This is a genomic window from Chryseobacterium sp. SIMBA_028, from assembly GCF_046535285.1.
Classification (GTDB): domain Bacteria; phylum Bacteroidota; class Bacteroidia; order Flavobacteriales; family Weeksellaceae; genus Chryseobacterium.
In genome coordinates this window covers 202,733-226,200 of sequence record NZ_JAWRWZ010000002.1, presented here as the reverse complement: position 1 = coordinate 226,200, position 23,468 = coordinate 202,733, and the positions used below count along the sequence as shown (strand labels likewise).

Sequence of the window (23,468 nt, the reverse complement as noted above, 5' to 3'; positions counted from 1 at the left end):
TTATAATGGATCGAATGCAAAGCCTGTAAAGCCACGTTCTCCTTTTACATTCTTCATGGAACTGAATTTCAGTTTAAAATAAAAGCCATTTGTATCTTTCAGAATAAAGAAACGATTTGCATATACAAATGGAACAGGATTATCCGGCGTACCGGTAGTGGTTCTCCATTTATCTCCAATGGCTCTATGATCATTAAACACAAATTTGCTTGCATCTACATCCTTTAATTTAAATGCAGCATAGGCCTGCTCAAGGTTACCCGTAACATTTACCTGATAGGCTCCCACTCCGTCAAGAGTATTGGTGGTTATAAAGTCTGCATAAAAGTAACTGCCGGCACTGCTTCCAGGTCCCATAAATACTTCATTGGTAAATGTTGTAAAGGCTATATCCCAGCTTTTTTTCTTAGGCTGAATCTTTGCAGGGGTACCTGTTTTAAGATTGAAAAAAGCAAAATTATATTCAGGATCTTTTGTTATAATATGTTCCTTAACCCCCTCACTTCCGGCATTAATATCCGCGTAACGAATTTTATACCCGTTAGCAGCTCTTAGAATCTGTACTTTCATCCATCCTCTAGGATCACCTGATAATGAAACAGAACCCGCACCGATATTATTAGCAGAAGGAATCTCTCTTCCTAAATTAACTAAATAGATAGGGTTTTCAGCATCATTTGCCTTTATCGCTTCAATTCCTGAAGTTTGAGTTAAGAATTGACCATTCGGGTTATCGATGTACTTCATATTCTCAGCGTCAAATGTTCCTACCTGAGCAATGTCTTTTAAACTTTCTATGTCTGCTTCTTTCACCTTGCTGATATCCGTAGCATTAGGTATTTTGATTACTGTCATTGCCAGTGATCCGTTTATAATTACCCTGAAATCATCACCACTATAAAATCCAAGATCCCAATCTGTTCTCTTATTAATGGTTTTTCTGGGCTCATTTTCATCTTTAACCATATCACTCAGGTCAATCCACACCTGATTAGGCTCAGTAGCTCCTCCTATGGGTACATTCACTGAAGAACCTGTAATAGGTGGTGCAGGAACCCTGTCCTCATCAGCAGAAACACAAGACTGTGCCGCTAACATTACGGAAAGAATAGAAAATATTTTTACATATTTCATAGTAACTTATTATTTAAAATTGAAATGTTAATCTGGCAAAATAGCTTCTGCCATAATATAAATTCACAATACCAGTAGGAGCTGTGGTAGCATGAGCGTCTGCTTTCATAGCCGTAGAATTGATACTGGTAACATCAAAGATGTTTTTCACTCCCGCAGAAAGCTCCACATGGTCGTTCCAGAAAGGCTGACTTACAATAAAGTCCATCATATGGAAACCGTCAGTTTTTCCAAGCTTGAATCCATTTGTTTCATTTTCAAACACATATAATCTTCCCGGACCTGTATATTTATAATAAAGGGCAAATGAAGTTCCCGGGTTTTGCAGTTTATAGTTAACAGTAGCCCCTGCCTGTGCCTGAAACTGATAATCTGTAGGTGAAGTGTGATACATTGATTTCATAGCAACCGAGGTTCCTCCCAATGCCCCTCTTAAGCCAATGGCCAGCTGGTCTTTTTTGAAATCCACATTTGCTGAAAACAACATATTTCTATATTTGTCCATGTTTCTAAACTGGTAAGTAGAAGGATCTTTGATAAGAAGCATTTCTATTTTGTCTCTTACATCAAGATATAATCCGCTTACACTGTAGGCAATCTTCCAATCATTTCCTGTGGTAAAATTTTGATCCCAGAATGCCCCTGTAGAGAATCCTTTTTCAGGGCTCAGATCAGGATTTCCCTGAATATCATGGTTAAGATTGACGAAAAATGTATAAAGCTCCTCATAGGTAGGAAAACGATTTGCTGTACCGGCTACCAATCTCAAGTTGGAGTTCTCAGAAGTTTTGTATCTCGCAGAAAGGGAATAATTAAACTGATTACTGAATTTTTCACTTACCGAAAGTCTGGCTCCCGGTCTTACAGAAAACTTATCAGAAATATTCCATTCTGCAGAAATGAAGTTTGAATACGTAAAAAGAGTTCTTTTGATAGCCTCCGTGAAAAATTTACCGGCAATTAATGAAGCGTAGCCATCCGTGTAGTCTAACTCATACCCCAATTGAAAATCAAAGGTTTTATTATCAAGGAAATTACTGAACATCCCTCTTGAATACATGACATTGGTTTTATAATAAGACAGCTCTTCATCTTTGTTTATGATAGACCTGTTAGGAATATCATAATTATAATCCTGGAACTTTCTATCCTGACTTTGGTAAGAAAAATCTCCCATATACTGAATATGTCCCAGATTGGTCTGAATATTAAACTGATGTATCCATCGGTTCGTATTATATTTTCTATCTACACTTCTATATAAAGCCCCGCCATTTCCATCATTTAGAGGATCTACATTCACTTCAGGGTTATAGAAATTAAATTTCTCATTCAAATAGGAAAGCTTATAATAGAAAGAAGTTTTATTCTTTGAATATCGGATCAAAGCAGAGGCATCGTACTGGTCTTTAGGGTTCCATTCATATCCTCTTTTCAGATCACGTTCTAGGTATTTATAACCCATTTTATTTCCCTCATAGCCCATAAACTGGTTATGGTTGAAGTTAATATTGGCAAACCAGTTATCGTCGATATTATAGTCTACGTTTACATTCTGAATGTGTCTTCCGTTTCCTTTTTTCTTAATATCATAGTTATTCCTTACGGTTTCTTCCTGAAGCGAAGCTCTTACACTGATCTTTTTTGAACTTCCTTTCTTCGTAATGATATTGATTACTCCTGCAAGTGCGCCATTTCCATATTCTACCCCCATACTTCCCTTTACTATCTCGATTCTTTCGATATTATTCAATGATAGTTTGGTAAGGTCAATATTACTTCCTAGGCCTGTATCTCCTACTACGGGAATATTATCAATCAGGATTTTAACATAGCTGCCATCCAGCCCCATCATATTGGCTGTTGAGTTTCCGGAGCGGGTATCTGGTGTGATTTGTATATTAAGACTTTGATTTAAAACATCCGCAACATTGGTTGCAGCCATGTTTTTGATCTGCTGTGCATCTATTACTTCAACCTTATAGATAGATTTGCTGATAGATCGTTGCATGTATTGTCCTGTAATGACAACTTCTTCAATTTTCTTTTGATTAAGAGAATCCTTTGTTTGTGCATTCATCCAAAAGGCAATGGATAATGATAGAATGGAAAGCACTTTCTTCTGCATAAGGCTTTAAAATTTTCGACAAATATAAAACTTTATTTAGAATCATTAAAAATAAATATATACTTTTGTGTAATAATTCTAAATAAATATAAGAGTATGAAACTAAAATTACTTTTAGGGGCATTGATTTTTACAGCGTTTACCGCTAAGGCACAAGTTCCCACCATCAATGAAAACTTCAATAACTTCACTGCCGGGAATACAACTTTCCCTCAGTTTGGCTGGTCTGCAGTAGTAGCCCCTATGGTTGCCAATACAGCTCCATTTCCTGTTCCGCCAAGAATGTTAGTAACCAATACTGCGAACAAAGCTGTTCAATCCTATTCAGGAACTAACCCTTCAGATTCGTCTTATTTAATCTCTCCACAAATTCAGGCTCCTGCGGGAGACAAGACCTTAAAGTTTACGACAACATTAATAACTCCATCACCTGGCCCTGCAACCATTCAAATAGGATTAGCATCCAATCCTACAGACATGTCAACCTTTGTTCCAGTAGGAGATCCAATTACAGTAAGTACCATTGGAGCTATCCTGAATATAAGTGTACCGATCCCTGCATCTGCATCGTCTTATATTGTCTTTAAATTTACTCCTACAGCAATGCACGTAGCTGCACAAATTGATGATGTTATTTATGATACAACAGCTTCATTAGGAGTTGCTGACAAGGCAATTTCAAAAGATGAAGTTAAATTCGTTGTCAATGCAGACCATACATCTCTTGACTTTGTCGTGAAAAAAGATCCTAAAAACATTCAAATCTATTCTTCTGCAGGACAGAAAGTAGCAGAGGGGAAATTGAAAGGACAAAAATTTAATATCAATGGACTTCAGACTGGTATTTACTTCATCGCTATTGAAACCGCTGATGGAAAAACCGTTCAATCGAAATTCGTTAAAAAATAAGGTTTATTAGACTATTACATACTTTTAATAAGGCCGAGAGGAGTATTCCTTTCGGCTTATTTATGCTCCTAATTCAAATAAAACACGATAAAAATCATGTTTTTATTTAGACTGATTAAAAATAATTATATATTTTTGTGGAATCATTCTAAATAAGGACTTGAAAAAAATAAGTTATGAGAACAAAATTACTTTTATCTTCTTTGTTTGCCCTTTCTGTTCAACAAACAGTATTGGCACAAACAGATGCTAACGGATATACAACGGTTAATCTCTCTATGGGAAATAGCTATCAGAACCGTGTATTTTTTGACTTTGCTTCCAATAATATCGTAGCAAAGCCTGCTAGCACATGGGATGTAGCTTTTTACAGAAACTCAATGTATTCTATTGGCTCAAGAATTAATGACGCCCATGGTATCGAAGTATACACTGCATCAGTCAATATGGCCGACTGGGATAACATCAGCCTTAGTAATGAAGCATCTTGGGGAGAACCTCTTTATAACCCGGATCAGACCACTGATTTAAGCCAGGGAGCTTTTGAACAGGGACCTGTCACAGGCCCTAACCCTAACGTCCCTTCAACAGGTTGGGGAGTATATAACCCAGGCAACCATCATATTATAGGAAAAGCAATCTTTGTTTTAAAATACCCTTCAGACGAATATATCAAATTTGCGATTGAAGATGCATATGCAGGATATACTTTTAAATATTCTAAGTGGAATGGTTCTGCTTGGGGACCAACGGAGACAAGAACACTTCCTAACGGAACAGATGATTCCTACTTTAACTATTTCTCTTTTACATCCGGGACAACAGTGCCTAATCAAGAGCCACCTAGATCTGCATGGAATCTAATGTTTACAAGATATTATACAGATTATCCTTATGTAGATCCACAAGGGAATCCACAAACAATGAAATACAAGATGGCAGGAGTAATTCAAAATTCGAATATTTCTGTAGCAAAGGTAAGACCTGAAGTGCAGGAAACAGCAACATCTAATATTCCGGCAAATTCTGCATTTTCCACTAATATCACTACTATTGGTCACTCTTGGAAGCCTACAATGGGAGTTCATTCTGATGCTGTTTATTACGTAAAGCAAGGATCAGATTATTACAGAATGTATTTTATTTCCAATGGAGGTACCCAGACTGGTAATATGTATTTTAAATACAAAAAAATCACAGAAACTCTGGGAATTACTGAGGTAAGTAAAAAGGCTTCTTTTGGAATTTACCCCAACCCTACTACAGCCGATAAAAGAGTTACCGTTCTTTTTGATGTAAAGGAAAAAACAAATAATAAAGGCAGTGTAGAAGTATATGATCTTACAGGAAAAAAGGTACATTCTGCAGAGCTAAGCAATCAAGCTGGATTCTACAGACAGGATATGAATTTATCTCATCTTCCATCAGGAAACTATCTGGTAAAAATCACCTACGGAGGCAATTCTGAGACGAAAAAGCTTATCGTAAAATAAAATATTTTATTTCTAATACTTTCTATTTTTTCTAATAAAAGGGCGATTTCAGTATTCTGAAATCGCCTTTTGTATTTTATAGACCAAAAAATTTTGAGATTAATAATCAGGTAAAATACCTTAATCACTTGCTTCTAATAGATCTTGAATCCCTTATAAACCTGAGCAGAGCTTTCCATGATCTTGGAAGCATCCTTACGGAAATCAAGCAAATGATCCTGTCCGTTATGTCTGTTGTGATGTTCAACACTTTCCCAAAGTTCAATTAGAAAGAAAGTTCCTTTATTGTCTTTATCCTCAACAAGGTCATACTGCAGGCAGCCTTCTTCTTTTCTGGTTTCTTTTACAAGATTCTGAAACAGCTCTACTGCTTCCATCAAATAATTTTCATTAAACTTAAAAAGTGCAATGATATGTAAATTCATGTTTTAATATTTAGTGTTGTAAAAGTAGAATATTTTCGAAGTCAAATATATTTTTATCTCCTTTATTTTTCAATATAGATCAATATTTTTTAACTGAATACTGATTTATAAATAGTTATAGAACTCATTACAATCACCAGAATTCCTATTACCAGAAACATTTTCTTCACAGGAAGCTTTGCCGTAAGCATAGCAGAAAAAGGGGCAGTAATAATTCCACCGATTAGCAGCCCAAGAATAATATTCCAGTGCTGAATTCCAAGGGTAAGAAAAAAGGTAATGGCAGCGGTAAGAGTGAGGATAAATTTCGCTACTGTAGAACTTCCGACTGCAAATCTTGGGGTAAAGGCATTTTTTATCAATGTTCCTGTTACGAGCGGTCCCCATCCACCTCCAGCAAAGGAATCTATAAAACCTCCAATCACTCCCAGCCTGGTAAGATTTGTTTTTCTTTTAAGAGCCTTGCTTTGTTTTTCCTTAAAAGCATTGGATAGAATTTGAATTCCAAGATATAGGGTATAAAATGCAATAATAGTCTTGGTAATCTTAGCATAATATTCTCCCAGATAGGTTAAACTGACAGCGCCAATCACCGCGCCAATCACCGCCGGAATCGCAAGCTTCTTTACCAGACTTTTACTTACATTTTTAAGTTTAATATGGCTTATACTTCCTGCTGCTGTTGTAAAACTTTCTGCGGAATGAATACTCGCACTTACAATATGCGGTGGAATGTTCAGTAACAAAAGTGTAGTGGTACAAATCACTCCATATCCCATTCCCATTGATCCGGCTACAATTTCTGCAAAAACGCCCACCAGAAGCATCCAGTAAAAGATATGGTTATCCTTGGCCAGAATACTGAAAAGTTCATCCAAATATCCCAATTCGTACATTGAAAAAAATGTAATCAGCAAAACTGCAATGGTGACAAAAAGGACATTAAGCCGTATCTGAATTTTCCGTGAAATAACCATACTACAAAATTGTTGGTTTAGCTGCTTCGATATTCTTGCTTGTATCATAAGCCGTAGCAGCAGTACTGCTCCACGCCTCTATTCTAGCCTGTTTCACCCTATTTGTATCTTCTTTTGGAATCATAGTTTATTCATTTGAAGTTCTACAAATATCCAATAAAAATATTATCCTACCAAACAAGTGGACTAATAATTCAAAAAAAAGGATCAGGTCAGTCGACCAGATCCATTAAAGTTTTTTTCTCAAGAATATTCAATGAGGCATCCCGAACTTCGATCAATACATCATGCAATCCGCAGTGATCTTCATTACAGTCCTCACACTTTTCATAAAAGTTTAAACTTACGCAGGGAAGCATTGCAATGGGACCATTTACAAGACGAATAATCTTGGCTAATTTTACATTTTCAGGTTTTTCCTTTAAAAAATACCCTCCTCCTTTTCCTTTTTTACTGTCAAGGATTTCTGCTTTTTTTAGTTCAAGCAAAATATTTTCTAAAAACTTTAAAGGGATCTTTTTATGTTCCGCAATTTCGGAAATAAGAATTGGGCCTTCATTTCTCTTTTCTACAAGATATGAAAGTGCCTTAAACGCATATTGAGATTTTTTTGAAAGCATCACAGCAAAAGTAAGAAAATTGTTTAACATGTTTAAATGAAAAGGGAAAATTGAAAAAAGCGACCCGGCAAATTTATCCTTCTTCCCTATTGTACATCCTTAGTTTTTTGCCTTTTTGCTATTAAATCATTAAGTTTGCTCCTATGTTCAGTAAACAAGAAGCACAGCAATTAAAAAAGGAGTTTTGGACAGCTTTTGGAAAATCATTCCCCAGAAAATGGCTCCTATATGACACTAAGGTCAAGGATATGGCCTTTAAGTTTTCCGCAGACAATAAAAAAGCAGAGGTTTCTCTGGATATCGAAATGAAAGATGAAATTTTCCGTAATGCTTACTATGAAAAAATCTGGTCTCTGGAAGATATTTTAAAAGATTTCATCGGAGATTTTCAAAAAGATGAATATTATACTCTGGAAAATGGAAAAGTAATCAGCAGAATCTGGATAGAGAAGCATGAAGTTTCAATTTTCAACAGAAATACATGGCAAGAAATTTTTGAATTCTTTGTCGACAAAATGGACGGATTTGAAAGGTTCTATTACGAATATGAGGATTTTATAAAGGACATCTAATATACTTATGAAATAAATACCGTTTTACACTTTAGGCTAAGATAAAAAAGAAAACCTATCTTTGTCACCTACCACTTAAACTAATAGATGAAACTAAATAACATGATTAAAAATGAGAAAAGTGTACAAAAACATTTTTGGAGAAGTCATCTCCAAAAGCAATGCCGTAAAGCTTAATGAATATCATCTGTATTATTATGATGGTGACTCGGATGTACTGAAAGAGATTGAATTTATCAACGATGACAGTATATATAATATCAATTACTTTCTAAGTGATAATGAAAATGAGGATGAAGTTCTTAATTATCTGAAAGAAAAGTCAGACTTCTTTGACATCGAAAAAAGAGAATCTGCTGACGGATTTATTATTTCTACAAACAAACTTTATTCCTTGTCTGTAGATGATCAACCTTTAATCTCCAAGACTGTTTTTAAAACTGATGATCCTGAAAATTTTCTCTGTTCACAGGTTATTGATAATGAAACACAGGAACCACAGCTTGAAAAAACAGTAAAGTGTTGGTATACTACGGATGAAAACGGCGAAAAATATGCAGCCATAGAATGCAGCTATCAAGAAGATGGAAATCTGGAACTTGCCATTGATAAAACATCGGATCCTGATAATGAACAAAATTGGGCCCATTATGAATTTGAAACATTCCAGCAGCTTCAGGAACAACGCTCAACAGACCTAAGTTATTATAAAACCGCCACATTGCTCCCCAAGGAAGCTTATCAAAACTAGAATTTAAAGGTACGATTACAGCTATTTACACCAAACACACACCAAATTAGTATATGGAAGACAATCCAATTTTTTTTGCTGACGGGAATGACCCTGAAATGACAAAAGCATTCAAAAAAGCACAGGAAACCTTTAAATATTTCTGGAGGGAACAATCTTGGGAATACAAGAGAATTATCCCCGGATTGAATGTTTCATGCGTAAAAGCAGCATTTTCAGAAAAAAATGAAGCTGGAGAAACCATTGTAGAGCATATGTGGATCAATGACATTAATTTTGATGGGGACACTGTAAAAGGATACCTGATTAATGAGCCTAATGATCTTAAAAGTGTAGAAGTGGGAGGCTATTTTGAAATTCCTTTAACAGATATCAGCGACTGGCTTTTTGCGATTACCCCAAGTGTACAGAAACCTAAGGGACTTTCTAAATTATTTTTTTCCTCCACAGAACCTCTTCCGAAAACATATGGCGGGTTTAGTATCCAAAAGATGCGTTCAGATATGTCTGATGCAGAAAGAAAAGAACATGATAACGCATGGCAGATGGACTTTGGAGACTTTAATGATATCCTGATCGTCAATAAGCAGAAAGAAGAACCTGAAAATCTTATTGAGCACCCGATGAGTAAAAACATGAGAGAAAAATTTGTCGAGTTTTTACAACAAAATCCTGATGACATTCAATATATAGATGAAGACGGGCTTAGTCTTCTACATAAGGAAACAATTGCCGGAAATCTAACTATCCTAAAGGTGCTTTTAGAGTCCGGAGCCGATAAAAATATTCAATCAAAAGCTGGTAAAACAGCCCTGGACTATGCAAAACAGCTAAACTGGGAACATATTATTCCGGTACTAGAAAATTAAAATACAAGACTTAAAATCAAATAAAAATAGGCTGCCTCAATTCATGAAGCAGCCTATTTTTTTTTAGCATCATTTTCCGAAATAAAAAAAGAGAAGCATCTTGCTTCTCTTTTTATGTTCTATCCAAATTTCTTCTTTCTTAACCAGAAGAACAAACCTCCAATTAGCCCGATAACAGCCAGAGGAAGCAGTAAATTCAGCCACTGCCAGTTGGTTTTCTCTTCTTCTATTCTATGTCTGTCAAGAAGTCTTTCTTCGATGTTTCTGTTTCGTAGTTCCATCAGATTGCTGTCATCCAATAGATAATCTAAAGCGTTTCTAAGGAACTGTTCATTTCCGAATTGTTCATTGGTTAGCATATCTGCACCCAAAGGAAGTGGCTTTCCTTTAATTACCTTATTTCTTCCTATATCACCATCTGCAATCACGATCATCTTATTTTCAGGGCTTTCTGCCTTAAAGCCAGGATAAGATTTTCTTTCAATCCTTGAAGCATAAGCCGAATTAAATTTCCCTTCCAGTGCTACCGCGAAGATCTTTGGGGTACTTGGCTTTTCCATTTGTCCAAGACTATCTACGCTGGCAATTTCTTTTAGATCCACATAATTAGGAACCTGCTTCAATAATGTTCTTTCACTGGATTCAAAAAGCACCTTTGTTTTAATATTCTTTCTTCCTCCCAATGTATCTATGGAAGTAGGGAATTCAAATTTTACAGGGTTAATGTTTTTGGTGATCGGATTATTATTTTCAGCAATCCCCAGTGGAAAGTAAGGCCAAGGCAGGCTTGTAAATTGAGGATTTCCACTGACCTCTCCTGTTACCAGTTTCAGCAAGGCAAACTTCTTCACATCCTTTACCAATGCAGTATTGATTCTTATTCCATAATTGAAGAAGAAATCGGTCATATTAACATCAATTGGAAAAGGCATTACTTTTTTAGATCTTGTTAAAGTATCCATTTCAGCATTCACTGCATCAATCATCCAAAGTGTTTTTCCGCCATTCATAATATATTGGTCAAGAATCACTTTTTCATTATCTGTAAAGGCTTTTCTTGGCTTTGCAATGACCAAAGCACTCATCTGCTTCAATAAAGGAAGATCTTCAAGACTAAGCTCTGTTTGATTTTTAGGAATAACGGGGCCTGCATCATAATTTTCCATTGCCAATTGTACGAATCCCTGGAATTCATCAGGGCTTAATTCATCCTGATTAACCAAAATTCCTACTTTCTTTCTTTTATCAGCAGCAATATTTTTAATATTTGAAACAAGGCTGTATTCTAACCCCTCAACAGACCTTGTAAGTTGCTGATCAGCATCTATCCCTGTTTGCTGAACAATTAAAGGAATGGAAACTCCTGCTTTGTCATATTTAATAACAGCATATGGGAAAATAGTAATCTGTGAGAATTTTCCGTCCTTGGAATCTGGAAGGTATGATGGCTGCATTCCCATTGCTGCCAAGCTATCTGCAGGTATTTTAGACTTCACCGGATCGATGAATTTAAAATCGATCTTTGAATTAATCTTTCTGAATTCTTCCAGCATAAACTTTGTTTCTCCCTGAAGCTGTTTAAAGCTTGCAGGAAAGTCCCCTTCAAGGTAAACCTCAACGGTTAAAGGCTTCTTAACGGATTTCAGTACCTTAATGGTACTTTCAGAAAGGGTGTATCTTTTTTCCTTTGTCAAATCCAGTCTGATCCCTGAATAGGTCAGAATAATAACCAAAGGAACAATAGCAAATAAGAGAATCCCAAATGGAGATTTAGCATTGATCTTCTTCATAATTCTACTTCTTTTTGTTAATAAAATGATTAGATAATACTAATGAAGCACCGATCACCAGAATAAAGTAGGCGACATCCTTCAAATCTATGAGACCTCTTGTAAAGCCAAGAAAATGTTGATAGAACCCTATATTCTGAAGAATAAAATCTGCTCCTCCTAATAATTTATAGCTCGCCAGCTGCTCGATTCCAAAATACATAATAAAGCACATGAAAACGCCCAGCAGATAAGCCATGATCTGGTTTTGTGATAATGAAGAGGCTAAAATTCCTACTCCTGAAAAAGCAGCAATTAGAATAATCAGTCCGATATAGCTTCCGAAAGTCATTCCCAGGTCAATATTTCCCTCCGGAACTCCTAAAACATAGACGGTATACAGATAAATCAATGACGGAATCAGGCATAAAATCCCAACAATCCATACTGAAAGGAACTTTCCTGTTACAAGATCTGAAACCTTTAACGGTTGTGAAAAGAGCCAGTTCAGTGTTCCGGTTTGTTGCTCTTCGGCAAAAGTCTTCATTGAAAGTGCCGGAATGATAAACATCAACAGCCACGGAACCAAAACAAAATAACTCTGCAGCGATGCTGCCCCGATCTCAAAAATATTAGAATCGTTGTCGAAAAAGAACAGGAAAAGAGTTGCGATCAAACTGAATGCAGCAATAATTACCCATGCGCTCCAGTTTCCAAAGTAACTCCAAAGTTCTTTCTTTAAAATTGCAATCATAGTTTTTTAGTAGAATGTAATAAGTAGTAATGCATTAGGACACATCTCCTACTTTCACAATTATTTCTTTTTTTTATTCTTATTAACAAGTTTTACAGTCATCATGATCAGAAATACAAGAACGAAAAATCCTATAATTAATTGCCACCAATATGTAATTGCCATAGATTTTAAAATCACAGTAAATACAACAAGAAACAAAATGAATGTAGCAATTTCGTTGGCTTGTCTCAATTTGATGTTGGCAGTTTCCAAAGTATTTCCGTTAAGCACTTTTAAATGAAGTACTTTCTTCCAACACCAGTAGTGATAAATGGCAAGCCCGATCAGGAATGTCAGTTTTAAATGAAACCAACCCATCTTCATTAATCCCGGATTTAAAAAGATCATGACCAATCCACATACCGCCATAATAACTCCGGCCGGAACCGTGATGATATTCCACAGTCTGCGGGCCATAAAGGTATACTGCTCCCTCAAAATTTTCTTTTTTTCTTCCGGAAATTCATCGGTATCCTTATAGTAAACGAAGATTCTTACGAGATAGAAAATCCCTGCAAAATAGCTTACCATAAAAATAATATGCAGCGCTTTGATTATTGTATAAAGCATTCAGAAAAAATTAACAGCAAAGATAAGCTTATTATGTAATTGTTAAAAATATTTTTCTTTTGATCAGGAAAATATAATTAAACTGTATTTATATAGAAAACACTTCGGCTCGGGGCAGCAAAGCTGCCCCGAGCCGAAGATTATATTGTATGGATAATGTTCACTTCAAAAATTAAGAAATCACACCCAATTCTTTTCCTACCTTTTCAAAAGCAGCAATGGCCTTATCAAGATGCTCCTTAGTATGAGCTGCAGATAATTGAACTCTGATTCTTGCCTTTCCTTTTGGTACTACAGGATAGAAGAATCCAATTACATAAATACCCTCATCCATTAATTTTTCCGCCATTTTTTGAGAAAGAGGCGCGTCATAAAGCATTACAGGAACAATGGCAGCATCTCCTTCAGGGATATCAAAACCTTTGGCCTTCATTTCTGTTCTGAAATATTCTGCATTTTCCATTACTTTATCACGTAATGAAGTATCATCTGAAATCATATCCAATACCTTCAAGGCAGCCCCTACAATCCCGGGAGCCAATGAATTGGAGAATAAGTAAGGACGAGAACGTTGTCTCAACATATCGATGATTTCTTTTTTACCAGAGGTAAATCCTCCTAAAGCACCACCAAGAGCTTTTCCTAATGTAGAGGTAATAATATCTACTCTACCCATTACTTCGTTAGCTTCATGAGTTCCACGACCTGTTTTTCCGATAAAACCGGTAGCATGAGAATCATCCACCATTACCAAAGCATCATACTTGTCTGCAAGGTCACAAACACCTTTTAGATCAGCAACGATACCATCCATTGAGAAAACTCCGTCAGTAACAATAATTTTGAAACGGTGATTCTTTTCTGAAGCAGCAATTAATTGAGCCTCAAGATCAGCCATATTATTGTTCTTATAACGGTATCTTGCAGCCTTACAAAGACGAACACCGTCAATGATGGAAGCATGGTTTAGTTCATCTGAAATAATAGCATCCTCTTCAGTAAATAGTGGCTCAAAAACACCTCCGTTAGCATCAAAAGCTGCAGCATAAAGAATAGTATCTTCAAGACCAAGGAAGTTTGCAATCTTTGTCTCTAATTCCTTATGAATATCCTGTGTTCCACAGATAAAACGTACAGATGACATTCCATATCCGTGGGATTCAATCATATCCTGAGAAGCTTTCATTACCTCCGGATTGTTGGATAATCCTAAATAATTATTGGCACAAAAGTTCAAAAGCTTTTTTCCGTTAGCTTCAATTTCCGCACTTTGTTGAGAAGTGATGATTCTTTCTTTTTTGAAAAGTCCATCATTTTCAATATTTTGAAGTTCGTTCTGTAAATGTTGTAGGTATTTTTCAGAAATCATTTTTAGTAATTTTTTAGATGTGCTAATTTACTAAAAAGGCAGTAAAATAAAACCTTTTATAGGCTTAATTCTAAAATTTGATTCAAGAATGAGTTTTTAACATAATTAGTCTACAAAATTAGTAGGATAATATTTATATTTGTTTTAAAATTCAGAATATGCAATTGATTCCGGTACAGAAAATAAAGAAAATAGTTTCAAAAACCTTTATAAATGAATATATGAAGCCCAAGACTCCTGTTATTCTTGAAGATTTTGTAGATCCCGAAAGTCCGGCCTTTAAAAAGTGGAATTATGAATATTTTAAAGAAATAGCAGGAAATCATCAGGTAGATATATATGGCAGTGAACTGGATTCCATGGACAGAGTAGCAAGTGATCCTATTATGCAGACTTCTTTTTCGGAATATCTGAATTTGATAGATTCTACTCCCACGGAACACCGTCTTTTTTTATTTAATTTATTAAACATTAAGCCCGAACTTAAGAATGATATTTTTTATAATGATGTTACCAACGGTAAAATATTGAAATGGCTCCCCTTTATGTTCTTTGGAGGACAAGGTTCTGCTACCCGAAATCATATTGACATTGATATGTCTCATGTTTTTATCACTCAATTCCAAGGAATCAAAAGAATCTGGCTCTTTCCCCCTGAACAGTCTGATTTACTGTATAGACTACCCTATAACTTCCATAGTTTGACTCATATTAAGAATCCTGATTATAGGGAGTATCCGGCACTCCTCTACTTAAATGGTTATGAGGCTATTCTTCAACCTGGTGAAACCCTTTACATTCCCGCCGGATGGTGGCATTACATACAGTATGAAACCGGAGGATATTCTATATCTGTCCGGGCACTTCCTTCAAGTTTTCTTGAAAAATGGTATGGTTTTAAAAATTTGGTTATTATAAGGAATTTCGACAATGCTATGCGCTATGTCTTTAAGGAAAAATGGTTTAGATATAAAGTGAAAATTGCCAGAGAAAGAGGGGCTAAAGCTTCCAGAAAACAAAGAAGCTTTCAAATCTGAAAGCTTCTTTTTATTAGGACCTAATTGGGCATAGATTTTTTAATGCTTAATAAATTTAATATGTTTTTCATTTACGGTGAAAATATAAGTACCAGGAACCAATTCTGAAATTCCTATTGCTTTACCAGGCTGATAGATATCTTTTCTGATCAGTTTTCCATCTATAGCATAAATTGTGTAGTCTGTTGCTTTATCAACCCCGTTAAGGTAAAGTTCATTTTTTGCAGGGTTAGGATATAAACCAAATTTTTCTTTCTCTACAGAGGAAACACTCAGATTAGCATCCTGAATTACTGTTGAATTCTTTTGTAGAATCTGATACTCATAATTAAACTGAATACTTGCAATCGGGAAAGTGATAGCTTCCGTAAAGTTTTGATTATTTGAGGTATTATTCAGCACCAAATAAGTGGTTTGCCCTCCGGTTCCGGTCACTTTAATGGGTAAAGGCAACTCAAAAAAACTTACAGACGGCATACTCTGCGTTTGGGAAACATTAAACAGTACTTGATTTCCAAGCTGTCTCCATTTTATATTGTAAGTAGGATATCCTTCTCCATATACCCAGTCGTTAAAAAATCCTGTAAAATCTTTTCCTGTAGACTGAAGTAACGATGCATTAAAATCTGAAGTTCGCACATAATTATAAGCCAAGGCCGGTCTTCCGTGATAGTCTCTAATAGCCTGATAAAAAGCTGTATCTCCTAAAATCCATTTCAACATTCTTAAAACATAACCTCCTTTGGCATAAGAAAGTCTGCTGTCAAAAATCCTGTTAACATTGGTAAGGCTGGCGTCAGGAACATACACGGTTCCTCCTGCTGTACCGGTAATATAGCTGGTCTGATTCGCCAAATAGTTCATAAACTCTGCATTGGTCATCAAAAGTTTTTCATTGGTTACATGCTCTCCAAAGGTTGCAAATCCCTCATTCAGCCAGATGTCATTCCAGGCACCGCAAGTCACTTTATCTCCAAACCACTGGTGAGCAAGCTCATGAGCGATAAGTCCTTTACCCCAACCACTCATAGAAGACATCGTCTGGTGCTCCATACCTCCTCCATTAAGGTATTCCATATGTCCATATTTTTCATCACGGAAAGGATAAAGACCAAAATATGTCTCATAAACCTCCATGATCTGCTTTGTCCATTCAATATTGGACACCAATGTAGGATTACCTGCTGTTCCGGGATAAACATAGTTTACAAAAGGAAATGGCGGGTTTCCGATGGTGCTGTTCAGCTTTGTATAATTGGTAATTCCCAATGCAATCAGATAAGCAGGAGTAGGATACATGGTTCTCCAAAAAGTAAGCTTCTGTGAAGTTGCAGGGAGATTGGTTTCAGACATCAATTTACCATTTGCTGCCACATTGTATTGTGATGGGGTCGTAATTTTAAAATCAACTCTTTCAATTTTATCATTCAGACTTTGCTTGGTGGGAAACCAATCCTGTGCTCCATAAGGTTCATTTAAAGTAGAAAAAACAGGGGTTCCTCCCTGGGTTCCTGTCATCACAGTATTATAATACGGATCCGGAGTACCGGCATAATGAATCGTAAGTGAATCTAATGTATTGGCTGCAATGGCAGCCGGAAAATCTATTTTAATTTCCTTGCTAGGCAACTGCTGAAAAGGAATACTGTTTCCATGATATTGTACCTGAGACACTGATAACAGATTGGTAAAGTCAAAATAAATACTTCCCATATTCTGGTTAGGCTTAAAATGGGAAGTTACCGAACCGGAAATATTTTTAACAGCAGGGTTTAAACTCACATCCATTCTTTGATACCGAAGATCATAGTTGAGTGTATTAGGATTGACATTACCTACAACCATTCTATTGGCAAAGGATTTCTTTTCCTTTTTAATCAATCCTTTCATTTCAATATTCTGGTCCTGTGTTTGTGCATACAACTGTTGAGATACCAGAAAACCCAACATCAGGAGGTAAACTTTTTTCATAGATGAAAATATTATAGAATTCAAATATAAAAAAAACCTTTTAATCATTGATTAAAAGGCCTTTATAATATATAAAATAAATACGTATTAAAGTTCCAGAGCGGGTTCCAGGATTTTTTCCATTCTTTTCTTCACCATATCCACAGATCCTGAATAGTTATTTACCATTAATGAAAATACTAATGTTTTACCAGAATTGGTCTTCAGATATCCTGCTAATGTTTTCACTTTATTTAAAGTTCCCGTTTTAGCAAAAATTTGTCCATTTCCCCCTCCGATAAACATTCTTTTCAAAGTTCCGGATTGTCCGCCAATGGGCAGAGAAGTTAAATATGATCTGTAATATTTCTCATCCATCAAAGAAGTTAAAAACTTCACCTGAGAAATTGGAGTTACATTATTACTTCTGGAAAGTCCGCTTCCATCCATATAATTGAGTCCTATCATATCAAAACCGGCATCTTTTAAGTGATCTGTTACTACAATTCTACCTGATTCTGAGGTCTGATCTCCCATTTTCTGGAATCCTACTGTTCTTAATAAAGCCTCTGCCAATGAATTATCACTATGCTGGTTGGTATAGTATACAATATCACTCAAGGTTGGAGATTTGTAGGCTGAGATCATTTTTCTACTCTCAGGAACAGCATCTGTCATTTTAGGAGTTACTTTTCCGGTAACAGGAATTCCGCTTTTTACCAGTGTTGTTCTGAATGAATTGGCCAGATAAGCTGGTGCATCAGGAATTTTTGTTGTTAAAATCCCATCTCCCTCATACTTTTCCGCATATACCATCTGATGGGCATAAGGCGAAACATAGAAAAATTTCTTTTCTGTAGAGAAACCCCCTTTCTTTACGATCAGTTTTTCATTAGCCGGGTTAATCCCTTGGGTTGTTCCTGCAGGCAGATAGTAATTATTATTTTCTAGCCATACAACATTTTCCGGAAGCATTGAAATATTGCCTTTGAAAAGCGCTGTCTGAATAATAATATCACCATTTACCTTTTTGATTCCCTCACGTGAAACACCACCTATGAAATCTGAGATAATATCTCTGTAGGATCCTGCTCCTGCCTTATTTGTTCCTAGGGACGGATCACCGCTTCCTATAACATACAGGTTTCCATTTAAAACTCCGTTCTCATCAACAGTCCCTGAATACTCCAGCTGAGTCATCCAGCGATAATTTTCACCCAAAAGGTTTAAAGCTGTTTCTGTAGTTAAAAGCTTTGTAGTGGAAGCCGGCACCAACGGAGTACTCTCATTGTACGAAGAGATTACTTTCTTCGTTTTCGGGTCATACACTACGAATCCCCAGGTTGCATTTTTCAGCACGGGATCCGCCATCATTGTGTTTACATTAATATCTACAAGTTCTTTAGCAGACAATACAGTCTTCTCCACCATTGTACTAACAGGTGACGGCAGGTTTAAGCTGCTTTTCTGATTGTCATAATTTTGGGAGTAAAGAACAGTAGAAACGGTAGATTGAGCCATGAAAAAACCAGAAGCCAATACCGCTGCGCTTGAAATATATTTTCTGAAATTTACCATCTATCTTCTTTTTGTTCTATAGTTTGGACGCTATAAAAAATGATAAGTTAAATCATTCAATTAAAGAGCCAAACACTTAATCAACGTCCAAAAGTAGAAATTATTGTTATATAACGGACCATAGCCGTCTTATAAAAGAGTGTAAAGTTTGTTAAAAATTGTTAAAAATCAACAAAAACATCTTTTTTAATGCTTTGATAAGCAGTGATTTCATCAAATTCTTTCAAACTTATCAAAACCAACCCCTTAAACCTTTCATAGTTTTTTCCACGGGGTAACTTTAATAGAATTTGGAATTGATATAAATTATTTAGCCTTGCAATTTGTGCCCTTTCCGGACCTAAAATACAATCCTCAGGAAGGTATTTTCTAAGAATTGAGCCTAAAAACTGAGAAGCACGATCTACTTTATCATCTCTTCTGTGCTTCAGTTCAATCATAATCAGCTTGGTAAACGGCGGATAATTAAATTTCTGGCGTTCTGTCAGGATATACTTATAAATCTTTGCCGGGTTATTCATCTTGATCAGCTGGAATACAGAATGATCAGGATTATAGGTCTGAATAAGGATTCTTCCTTTTCCGGAAACTCTTCCAGCTCTTCCGGAAACCTGCGTTATTAATTGATAGGCTCTTTCCTCAGCTCTGAAATCCTGTACATATAATAAGGAATCAGCCTTAGGAATGGCCACCAATTCTATATGATCAAAATCCAGCCCTTTGGAAATCATCTGCGTCCCTACCACAATATCTGTTTCTCCTTCTTCAATTTTTTCATATAATTTTTCGTAGGCAAATTTTTTACGCATAGAATCTACATCCATTCTATCCACCTCATTTTCGGGAAATATTTTGGAAACTTCTTCATGAATCTGCTCTACCCCTACTCCTCTTTCGTTCAGTTTTTCAGAATTACATTTCGGGCAGGTTTTGGGTTTTGAGGCTCTTTGTCCGCAATAATGGCATTTCATTTCATTGGCAGCCTTGTGATAGGTCATTACCACATCACAATTGGAACAGTAATTAACGTAACCGCATGTTTCACATTCCACAACATTAGCATAGCCGCGTCTGTTATGAAGAACAATTGCCTGATTTTTTTCATCTACCGTTTTCTTAATCTCATCAATTAGTCTTAAAGAAAAATTTCCGGAAACTTTTTTAGATTCCTGAGCTTCCTTAAAATTGATCAGTTCATATTCCGGCAGATTAACATTCCCAAACCTTGCATCCAGGAAGATGTATTTCATTTTATCTTTTCTGGCCCTGTAATAGCTTTCCACAGATGGCGTTGCAGATCCGAGAATTACTCCCGCTTCATATAAACCACCCAGTACCAAGGCAGCGTCCTTAGCATTAAAATACGGGGAAACTTCTCTTGGTTTATAAGCAGAATCATGCTCTTCATCCACCACGATCAGCCCAAGATTCTGATAAGGTAAAAACAAGGCATTTCTGGTTCCGACAAGGATGCGGATGTCATTCTGCTTAACTCTTCTCCATACCTCTACCCTTTCAAAATCAGTCAGCTTTTGATGGTAAAAACCTAACTGCCTGCCATATTTCTTTTCTAGTCTTTGGGTAATTTGCTTAGTTAATGAAATTTCAGGAAGCAGAAACAGAACATTTTGTCCATTTCTCACACATTCCTCTATTTTCTCTAAATAAATATGAGTTTTTCCTGATGATGTTACACCATGAAGCAAAACATTCTTTTTCTCTTCAAAGGCTTCATCAATTTCGGATTTTGCTATTTTTTGTTGCTCAGAAAGCTCCTCAAGTTCCTCAATTTCCCCCTCGTAGCTTTCAATCCTGTCTTTCTGCATATAATATTCCTCAACAAGACCTTTGTCTGCCAATGCCTTGAAATGGGAACTTCCGAAATAGCCATCTTCAAACAAATCAGCTTTCTTGATATGAAGATCAGGTTTTTCGGTTTGTTTTTCCAAAATAAGAAGAAACAAATCTTTCTGCTTGGGAGCTTTATTTAGCTTTAAAAGAATTTCCGTAAGATTCTGGTTGTTCAGAATATCTCCGTTAATTTTCACATAGGCAACTTCTTTTGCCTTATATTTCTCAGCAATTTTCTCGTCGATCTCAATATATTGCAGATCAATAAGTGAATTGATGGTTTTAATAATTTCTTTCTTAGGAATAAATGCCTCAATATCTGTAAGGTTCACCAGCTGTCTTACTTCCAACGCTTGAACCAGATACATTTCATTGACATCAAGGTTTTCAAAATCAACAACAACTCCTGGTTTTAATTTTAAATAGGTTTCACTTTCCAATTTTAGAGAAGATGGAAAAGCAAGCCTGTAAATCTCCCCAAGATTGCATAAATAATACTCGGAAAGCCAGTTCCAAAAGCTGATCTGCTCTTCGGGAAGTATTGGTTTATCATCTAAAATACTGATAACGTCCTTAGCTACAAAATTCTCCGGAGCAAGATCATGAAGTTCAAAAACAATTCCCGTATAAATCTTTTTCCCTCCAAATGGCACCAAAACCCGCATCCCCAGCTGAATTTCAGACATTAGTTCTTCAGGAACCCTATAGGTAAAGGATCCTTTTAAATTCAATGGTAAAACAATCTGAGTGTATTGCAAGGGAAATATTTAAAGTGTAAAATTAAATTTTTCTTTAGAGAACTGCAATCTTTTATTAATGATTGCCTTTTTTTGACCTAACTTTATTTACGATTCTTTTTCATGGAAAACTATATTTATTATTTTTAATTGGCCTTATTGCTGGAGCACTTAATGCAGCGGCAGGTGGTGGATCTTTCATTACTTTTCCAGCATTCATTTATGCAGGAGTTCCTCCTATTCAAGCCAATGCCTCAAGTACAGTAGCATTATTTCCCGGTAGTCTGGCCAGCGCATGGAAATTCAGGGAATATATTAAGCCTTTTCCTAGTATATCAATACAAACAATGCTTATCCCTACTTTATTAGGCGGGTTCGTAGGTGGTTTATTGCTTTTATATACTCCTTCAGATGGTTTTAATTTAATTGTTCCATGGCTTCTTTTACTAGGCTCACTTGCTTTTGCCTTTGGGAAACAAATGGGCAATTGGCTTAGACAGAAAATACATATTGGCTCTGGATTGGTATTAGGAGCTCAATTTATTTTAGGAATATATGGTGGTTATTTTGGCGGAGCAGTAGGGATTATGATGATGGCAGTATGGTCATTATTTGGATTATCAGATATTAAAGTGATTAATGCTAATAAAACTCTTTTTACAGGAATAGCAAATGCTGCTGCTGTTATTTTATTTATTTCAGCAGGGAAAATATATTGGCCAGAAACGTGTACCATGATGACAGCAACAATTTTAGGTGGTTATTTTGGAGCACATTTTACTAAAAAAATTGATCATGTGAAGTTAAGAACCGGAATTGTGATTTTCAATTTCATAATTACTACTGTTTTCTTTATCAAAACCTATATTTAGATAAATTTATCTAAAAAACAATTTCTATTATTTTATACCAAACAGCAGTAGTCAAAAATCCGGCAATAATACTAACTCCAATGATAAGATTGGTCAGTTTTGTATTTAACCTGAACTGTTCTGCAATGATACTTGAAGTGACTAATGTAGGCATTGCTGCTTCAAACACCGTAATTTTTGCAACATCTCCTTTTATTCCGAATAATAAAGCCATTCCTAAAACAATTGCCGGTGCCAAAATCAATTTATAAAGCATGGAAGCAGACATTTGTGGAATTAATTTTTTCCAGCCGTTAAACTTCAACTGCAACCCCACTGAAAATAATGCCAACGGACTTACTGTGGCTGCGAGCTTATCAAAAAATGGTTCTGCAAAAGTAAAATCTATGAATTGAGATAATACCAAAGCCGAGATGCATCCAATTAACGGTGGAAATGTGATCAGACGTTTCAGAATAAATATTGCACTTACTTTACCGGACCTGCTCCCTCCTTTTACAGCAGCAATAATTCCTAATGTTGAAAGGGCAAAGAACATAGTTTGGTCACAGATAATAGCAATGCTTAAAAGACCTTCTCCATAAAAGGCACTAATTAGAGGGAATCCGATGAATGACGTATTACTGTACCCACTCGCAAGCTCTAATGTACTTCTGGAACGCCTTGAATAGCCCCGGCTTTTACTATAAAACATCATATAGATGAAGCAAAATACAGAGATTAAAAAAGTAGCTGCAATCGGAAAAAGCATCTCCGTTGTCCAGTGTACTTTTGGCAGATATTTAAAAGAAACTGCCGGTAGAGCAAGATAAAGAATCCAGGTATTGATCCCCTTATGGGCATCCGGGTGGATAGATTTTGTTGCTTTGAATACCATTCCTGCAATAATGCACACTGCAATCAGAACAAAATTTACCATAACTATAAAGAAATATGGTACAAATTTACGGCTGATTTTTGAGTTGGGAATGGAAAATTTCTATTTTTTTGGATGGGTTACTTTCTGAAAATAATAAGATTTATTGTTGAGCAGCCTCTCACAGATCTTGCGGATTTTGCAG

Annotated in this window: 21 protein-coding genes; 7 read left to right on the top strand and 14 right to left on the bottom strand. The window is 36.0% G+C overall.

Annotated elements, in window-relative coordinates; all coding sequences use genetic code 11:
* Both SCA31_RS03190 and SCA31_RS03185 read right to left on the bottom strand, forming a co-directional pair.
* The gene (locus tag SCA31_RS03190; RefSeq protein WP_410695406.1) at nucleotides 1–1,134 is read right to left on the bottom strand and encodes an HmuY family protein; all 1,134 of its coding nucleotides are present in this window, start codon (nucleotides 1,132–1,134) and stop codon (nucleotides 1–3) included.
* Between the two features lie 13 nt (nucleotides 1,135–1,147).
* Nucleotides 1,148–3,262, bottom strand: coding sequence for a TonB-dependent receptor plug domain-containing protein (locus tag SCA31_RS03185; RefSeq protein WP_410695405.1), 2,115 nt, complete (start codon nucleotides 3,260–3,262; stop codon nucleotides 1,148–1,150).
* 96 nt (nucleotides 3,263–3,358) lie between these two features.
* Between SCA31_RS03185 and SCA31_RS03180 the strand changes: the two genes are divergently transcribed.
* Together SCA31_RS03180 and SCA31_RS03175 are read left to right on the top strand one after the other, a co-directional pair.
* Nucleotides 3,359–4,171, top strand: a complete 813-nt coding sequence (locus tag SCA31_RS03180) for a choice-of-anchor J domain-containing protein (protein WP_410695404.1) — start codon at nucleotides 3,359–3,361, stop codon at nucleotides 4,169–4,171.
* 176 nt (nucleotides 4,172–4,347) lie between these two features.
* Nucleotides 4,348–5,664 (top strand): T9SS type A sorting domain-containing protein, encoded by a 1,317-nt coding sequence (locus SCA31_RS03175; protein WP_410695403.1) that lies wholly within the window; start codon nucleotides 4,348–4,350, stop codon nucleotides 5,662–5,664.
* Between the two features lie 134 nt (nucleotides 5,665–5,798).
* Here the strand turns inward: SCA31_RS03175 and SCA31_RS03170 are convergent, their stop codons facing one another.
* The 4 genes from SCA31_RS03170 to SCA31_RS03155 all read right to left on the bottom strand — a co-directional run bounded on the left by SCA31_RS03170 (nucleotide 5,799) and on the right by SCA31_RS03155 (nucleotide 7,686).
* Complete coding sequence (locus SCA31_RS03170) at nucleotides 5,799–6,089, bottom strand: putative quinol monooxygenase (protein WP_076353985.1); 291 nt, start codon at nucleotides 6,087–6,089, stop codon at nucleotides 5,799–5,801.
* A gap of 89 nt (nucleotides 6,090–6,178) precedes the next feature.
* Nucleotides 6,179–7,066 carry a sulfite exporter TauE/SafE family protein gene (locus SCA31_RS03165; protein WP_410695402.1) on the bottom strand — a complete coding sequence of 296 codons (888 nt, stop codon included), beginning with the start codon at nucleotides 7,064–7,066 and terminating at the stop codon, nucleotides 6,179–6,181.
* 1 nt (nucleotide 7,067) lies between these two features.
* Nucleotides 7,068–7,190 (bottom strand): hypothetical protein, encoded by a 123-nt coding sequence (locus tag SCA31_RS03160; protein WP_410695401.1) that lies wholly within the window; start codon nucleotides 7,188–7,190, stop codon nucleotides 7,068–7,070.
* Nucleotides 7,191–7,278: 88 nt separating this feature from the next.
* Nucleotides 7,279–7,686: an RrF2 family transcriptional regulator gene (locus SCA31_RS03155; protein WP_109620007.1), complete on the bottom strand. Its 408-nt coding sequence runs from the start codon at nucleotides 7,684–7,686 to the stop codon at nucleotides 7,279–7,281.
* Between the two features lie 143 nt (nucleotides 7,687–7,829).
* Between SCA31_RS03155 and SCA31_RS03150 the strand changes: the two genes are divergently transcribed.
* The 3 genes from SCA31_RS03150 to SCA31_RS03140 all read left to right on the top strand — a co-directional run bounded on the left by SCA31_RS03150 (nucleotide 7,830) and on the right by SCA31_RS03140 (nucleotide 9,878).
* Nucleotides 7,830–8,258, top strand: a complete 429-nt coding sequence (locus SCA31_RS03150; RefSeq protein ID WP_410695400.1) for a DUF4268 domain-containing protein — start codon at nucleotides 7,830–7,832, stop codon at nucleotides 8,256–8,258.
* Between the two features lie 112 nt (nucleotides 8,259–8,370).
* A complete protein-coding gene (locus SCA31_RS03145; RefSeq protein ID WP_410695399.1) occupies nucleotides 8,371–9,009 on the top strand; it encodes a hypothetical protein in 639 nt (212 codons plus the stop codon).
* 53 nt (nucleotides 9,010–9,062) lie between these two features.
* Nucleotides 9,063–9,878 (top strand): DUF2314 domain-containing protein, encoded by an 816-nt coding sequence (locus SCA31_RS03140; protein WP_410695398.1) that lies wholly within the window; start codon nucleotides 9,063–9,065, stop codon nucleotides 9,876–9,878.
* A 119-nt stretch (nucleotides 9,879–9,997) separates the two neighbouring features.
* Here the strand turns inward: SCA31_RS03140 and gldG are convergent, their stop codons facing one another.
* The 4 genes from gldG to kbl all read right to left on the bottom strand — a co-directional run bounded on the left by gldG (nucleotide 9,998) and on the right by kbl (nucleotide 14,382).
* Nucleotides 9,998–11,668 (bottom strand): gliding motility-associated ABC transporter substrate-binding protein GldG, encoded by a 1,671-nt coding sequence (gene gldG, locus SCA31_RS03135; protein WP_410695397.1) that lies wholly within the window; start codon nucleotides 11,666–11,668, stop codon nucleotides 9,998–10,000.
* A 4-nt stretch (nucleotides 11,669–11,672) separates the two neighbouring features.
* Entirely contained in the window at nucleotides 11,673–12,401 is a 729-nt protein-coding gene (locus tag SCA31_RS03130) for an ABC transporter permease subunit (protein ID WP_410695396.1), read from the bottom strand.
* A gap of 60 nt (nucleotides 12,402–12,461) precedes the next feature.
* Nucleotides 12,462–13,013 carry a CopD family protein gene (locus tag SCA31_RS03125; protein WP_410695395.1) on the bottom strand — a complete coding sequence of 184 codons (552 nt, stop codon included), beginning with the start codon at nucleotides 13,011–13,013 and terminating at the stop codon, nucleotides 12,462–12,464.
* 172 nt (nucleotides 13,014–13,185) lie between these two features.
* Nucleotides 13,186–14,382, bottom strand: a complete 1,197-nt coding sequence (gene kbl, locus SCA31_RS03120) for a glycine C-acetyltransferase (protein WP_332560389.1) — start codon at nucleotides 14,380–14,382, stop codon at nucleotides 13,186–13,188.
* 158 nt (nucleotides 14,383–14,540) lie between these two features.
* Between kbl and SCA31_RS03115 the strand changes: the two genes are divergently transcribed.
* Nucleotides 14,541–15,419, top strand: a complete 879-nt coding sequence (locus tag SCA31_RS03115; protein WP_410695394.1) for a cupin-like domain-containing protein — start codon at nucleotides 14,541–14,543, stop codon at nucleotides 15,417–15,419.
* A 39-nt stretch (nucleotides 15,420–15,458) separates the two neighbouring features.
* On the opposite strand, the gene SCA31_RS03110 is transcribed toward SCA31_RS03115, so the two are convergent.
* From SCA31_RS03110 to priA, 3 genes are all read right to left on the bottom strand, one after another.
* Entirely contained in the window at nucleotides 15,459–17,390 is a 1,932-nt protein-coding gene (locus SCA31_RS03110) for a M1 family aminopeptidase (protein WP_410695393.1), read from the bottom strand.
* 87 nt (nucleotides 17,391–17,477) lie between these two features.
* On the bottom strand, nucleotides 17,478–18,947 hold the full coding sequence (dacB, locus tag SCA31_RS03105; protein WP_410695392.1) for a D-alanyl-D-alanine carboxypeptidase/D-alanyl-D-alanine-endopeptidase: 1,470 nt from the start codon (nucleotides 18,945–18,947) through the stop codon (nucleotides 17,478–17,480).
* A 161-nt stretch (nucleotides 18,948–19,108) separates the two neighbouring features.
* The gene (gene priA / locus SCA31_RS03100; RefSeq protein WP_410695391.1) at nucleotides 19,109–21,556 is read right to left on the bottom strand and encodes a primosomal protein N'; all 2,448 of its coding nucleotides are present in this window, start codon (nucleotides 21,554–21,556) and stop codon (nucleotides 19,109–19,111) included.
* A gap of 62 nt (nucleotides 21,557–21,618) precedes the next feature.
* On the opposite strand from priA, the gene SCA31_RS03095 reads away from it, so the two are divergent.
* Nucleotides 21,619–22,407, top strand: a complete 789-nt coding sequence (locus SCA31_RS03095; RefSeq protein ID WP_410695390.1) for a sulfite exporter TauE/SafE family protein — start codon at nucleotides 21,619–21,621, stop codon at nucleotides 22,405–22,407.
* A gap of 10 nt (nucleotides 22,408–22,417) precedes the next feature.
* On the opposite strand, the gene SCA31_RS03090 is transcribed toward SCA31_RS03095, so the two are convergent.
* A complete protein-coding gene (locus tag SCA31_RS03090; protein ID WP_410695389.1) occupies nucleotides 22,418–23,326 on the bottom strand; it encodes an AEC family transporter in 909 nt (302 codons plus the stop codon).
* Between the last annotated feature and the right edge of the window lie 142 nt (nucleotides 23,327–23,468).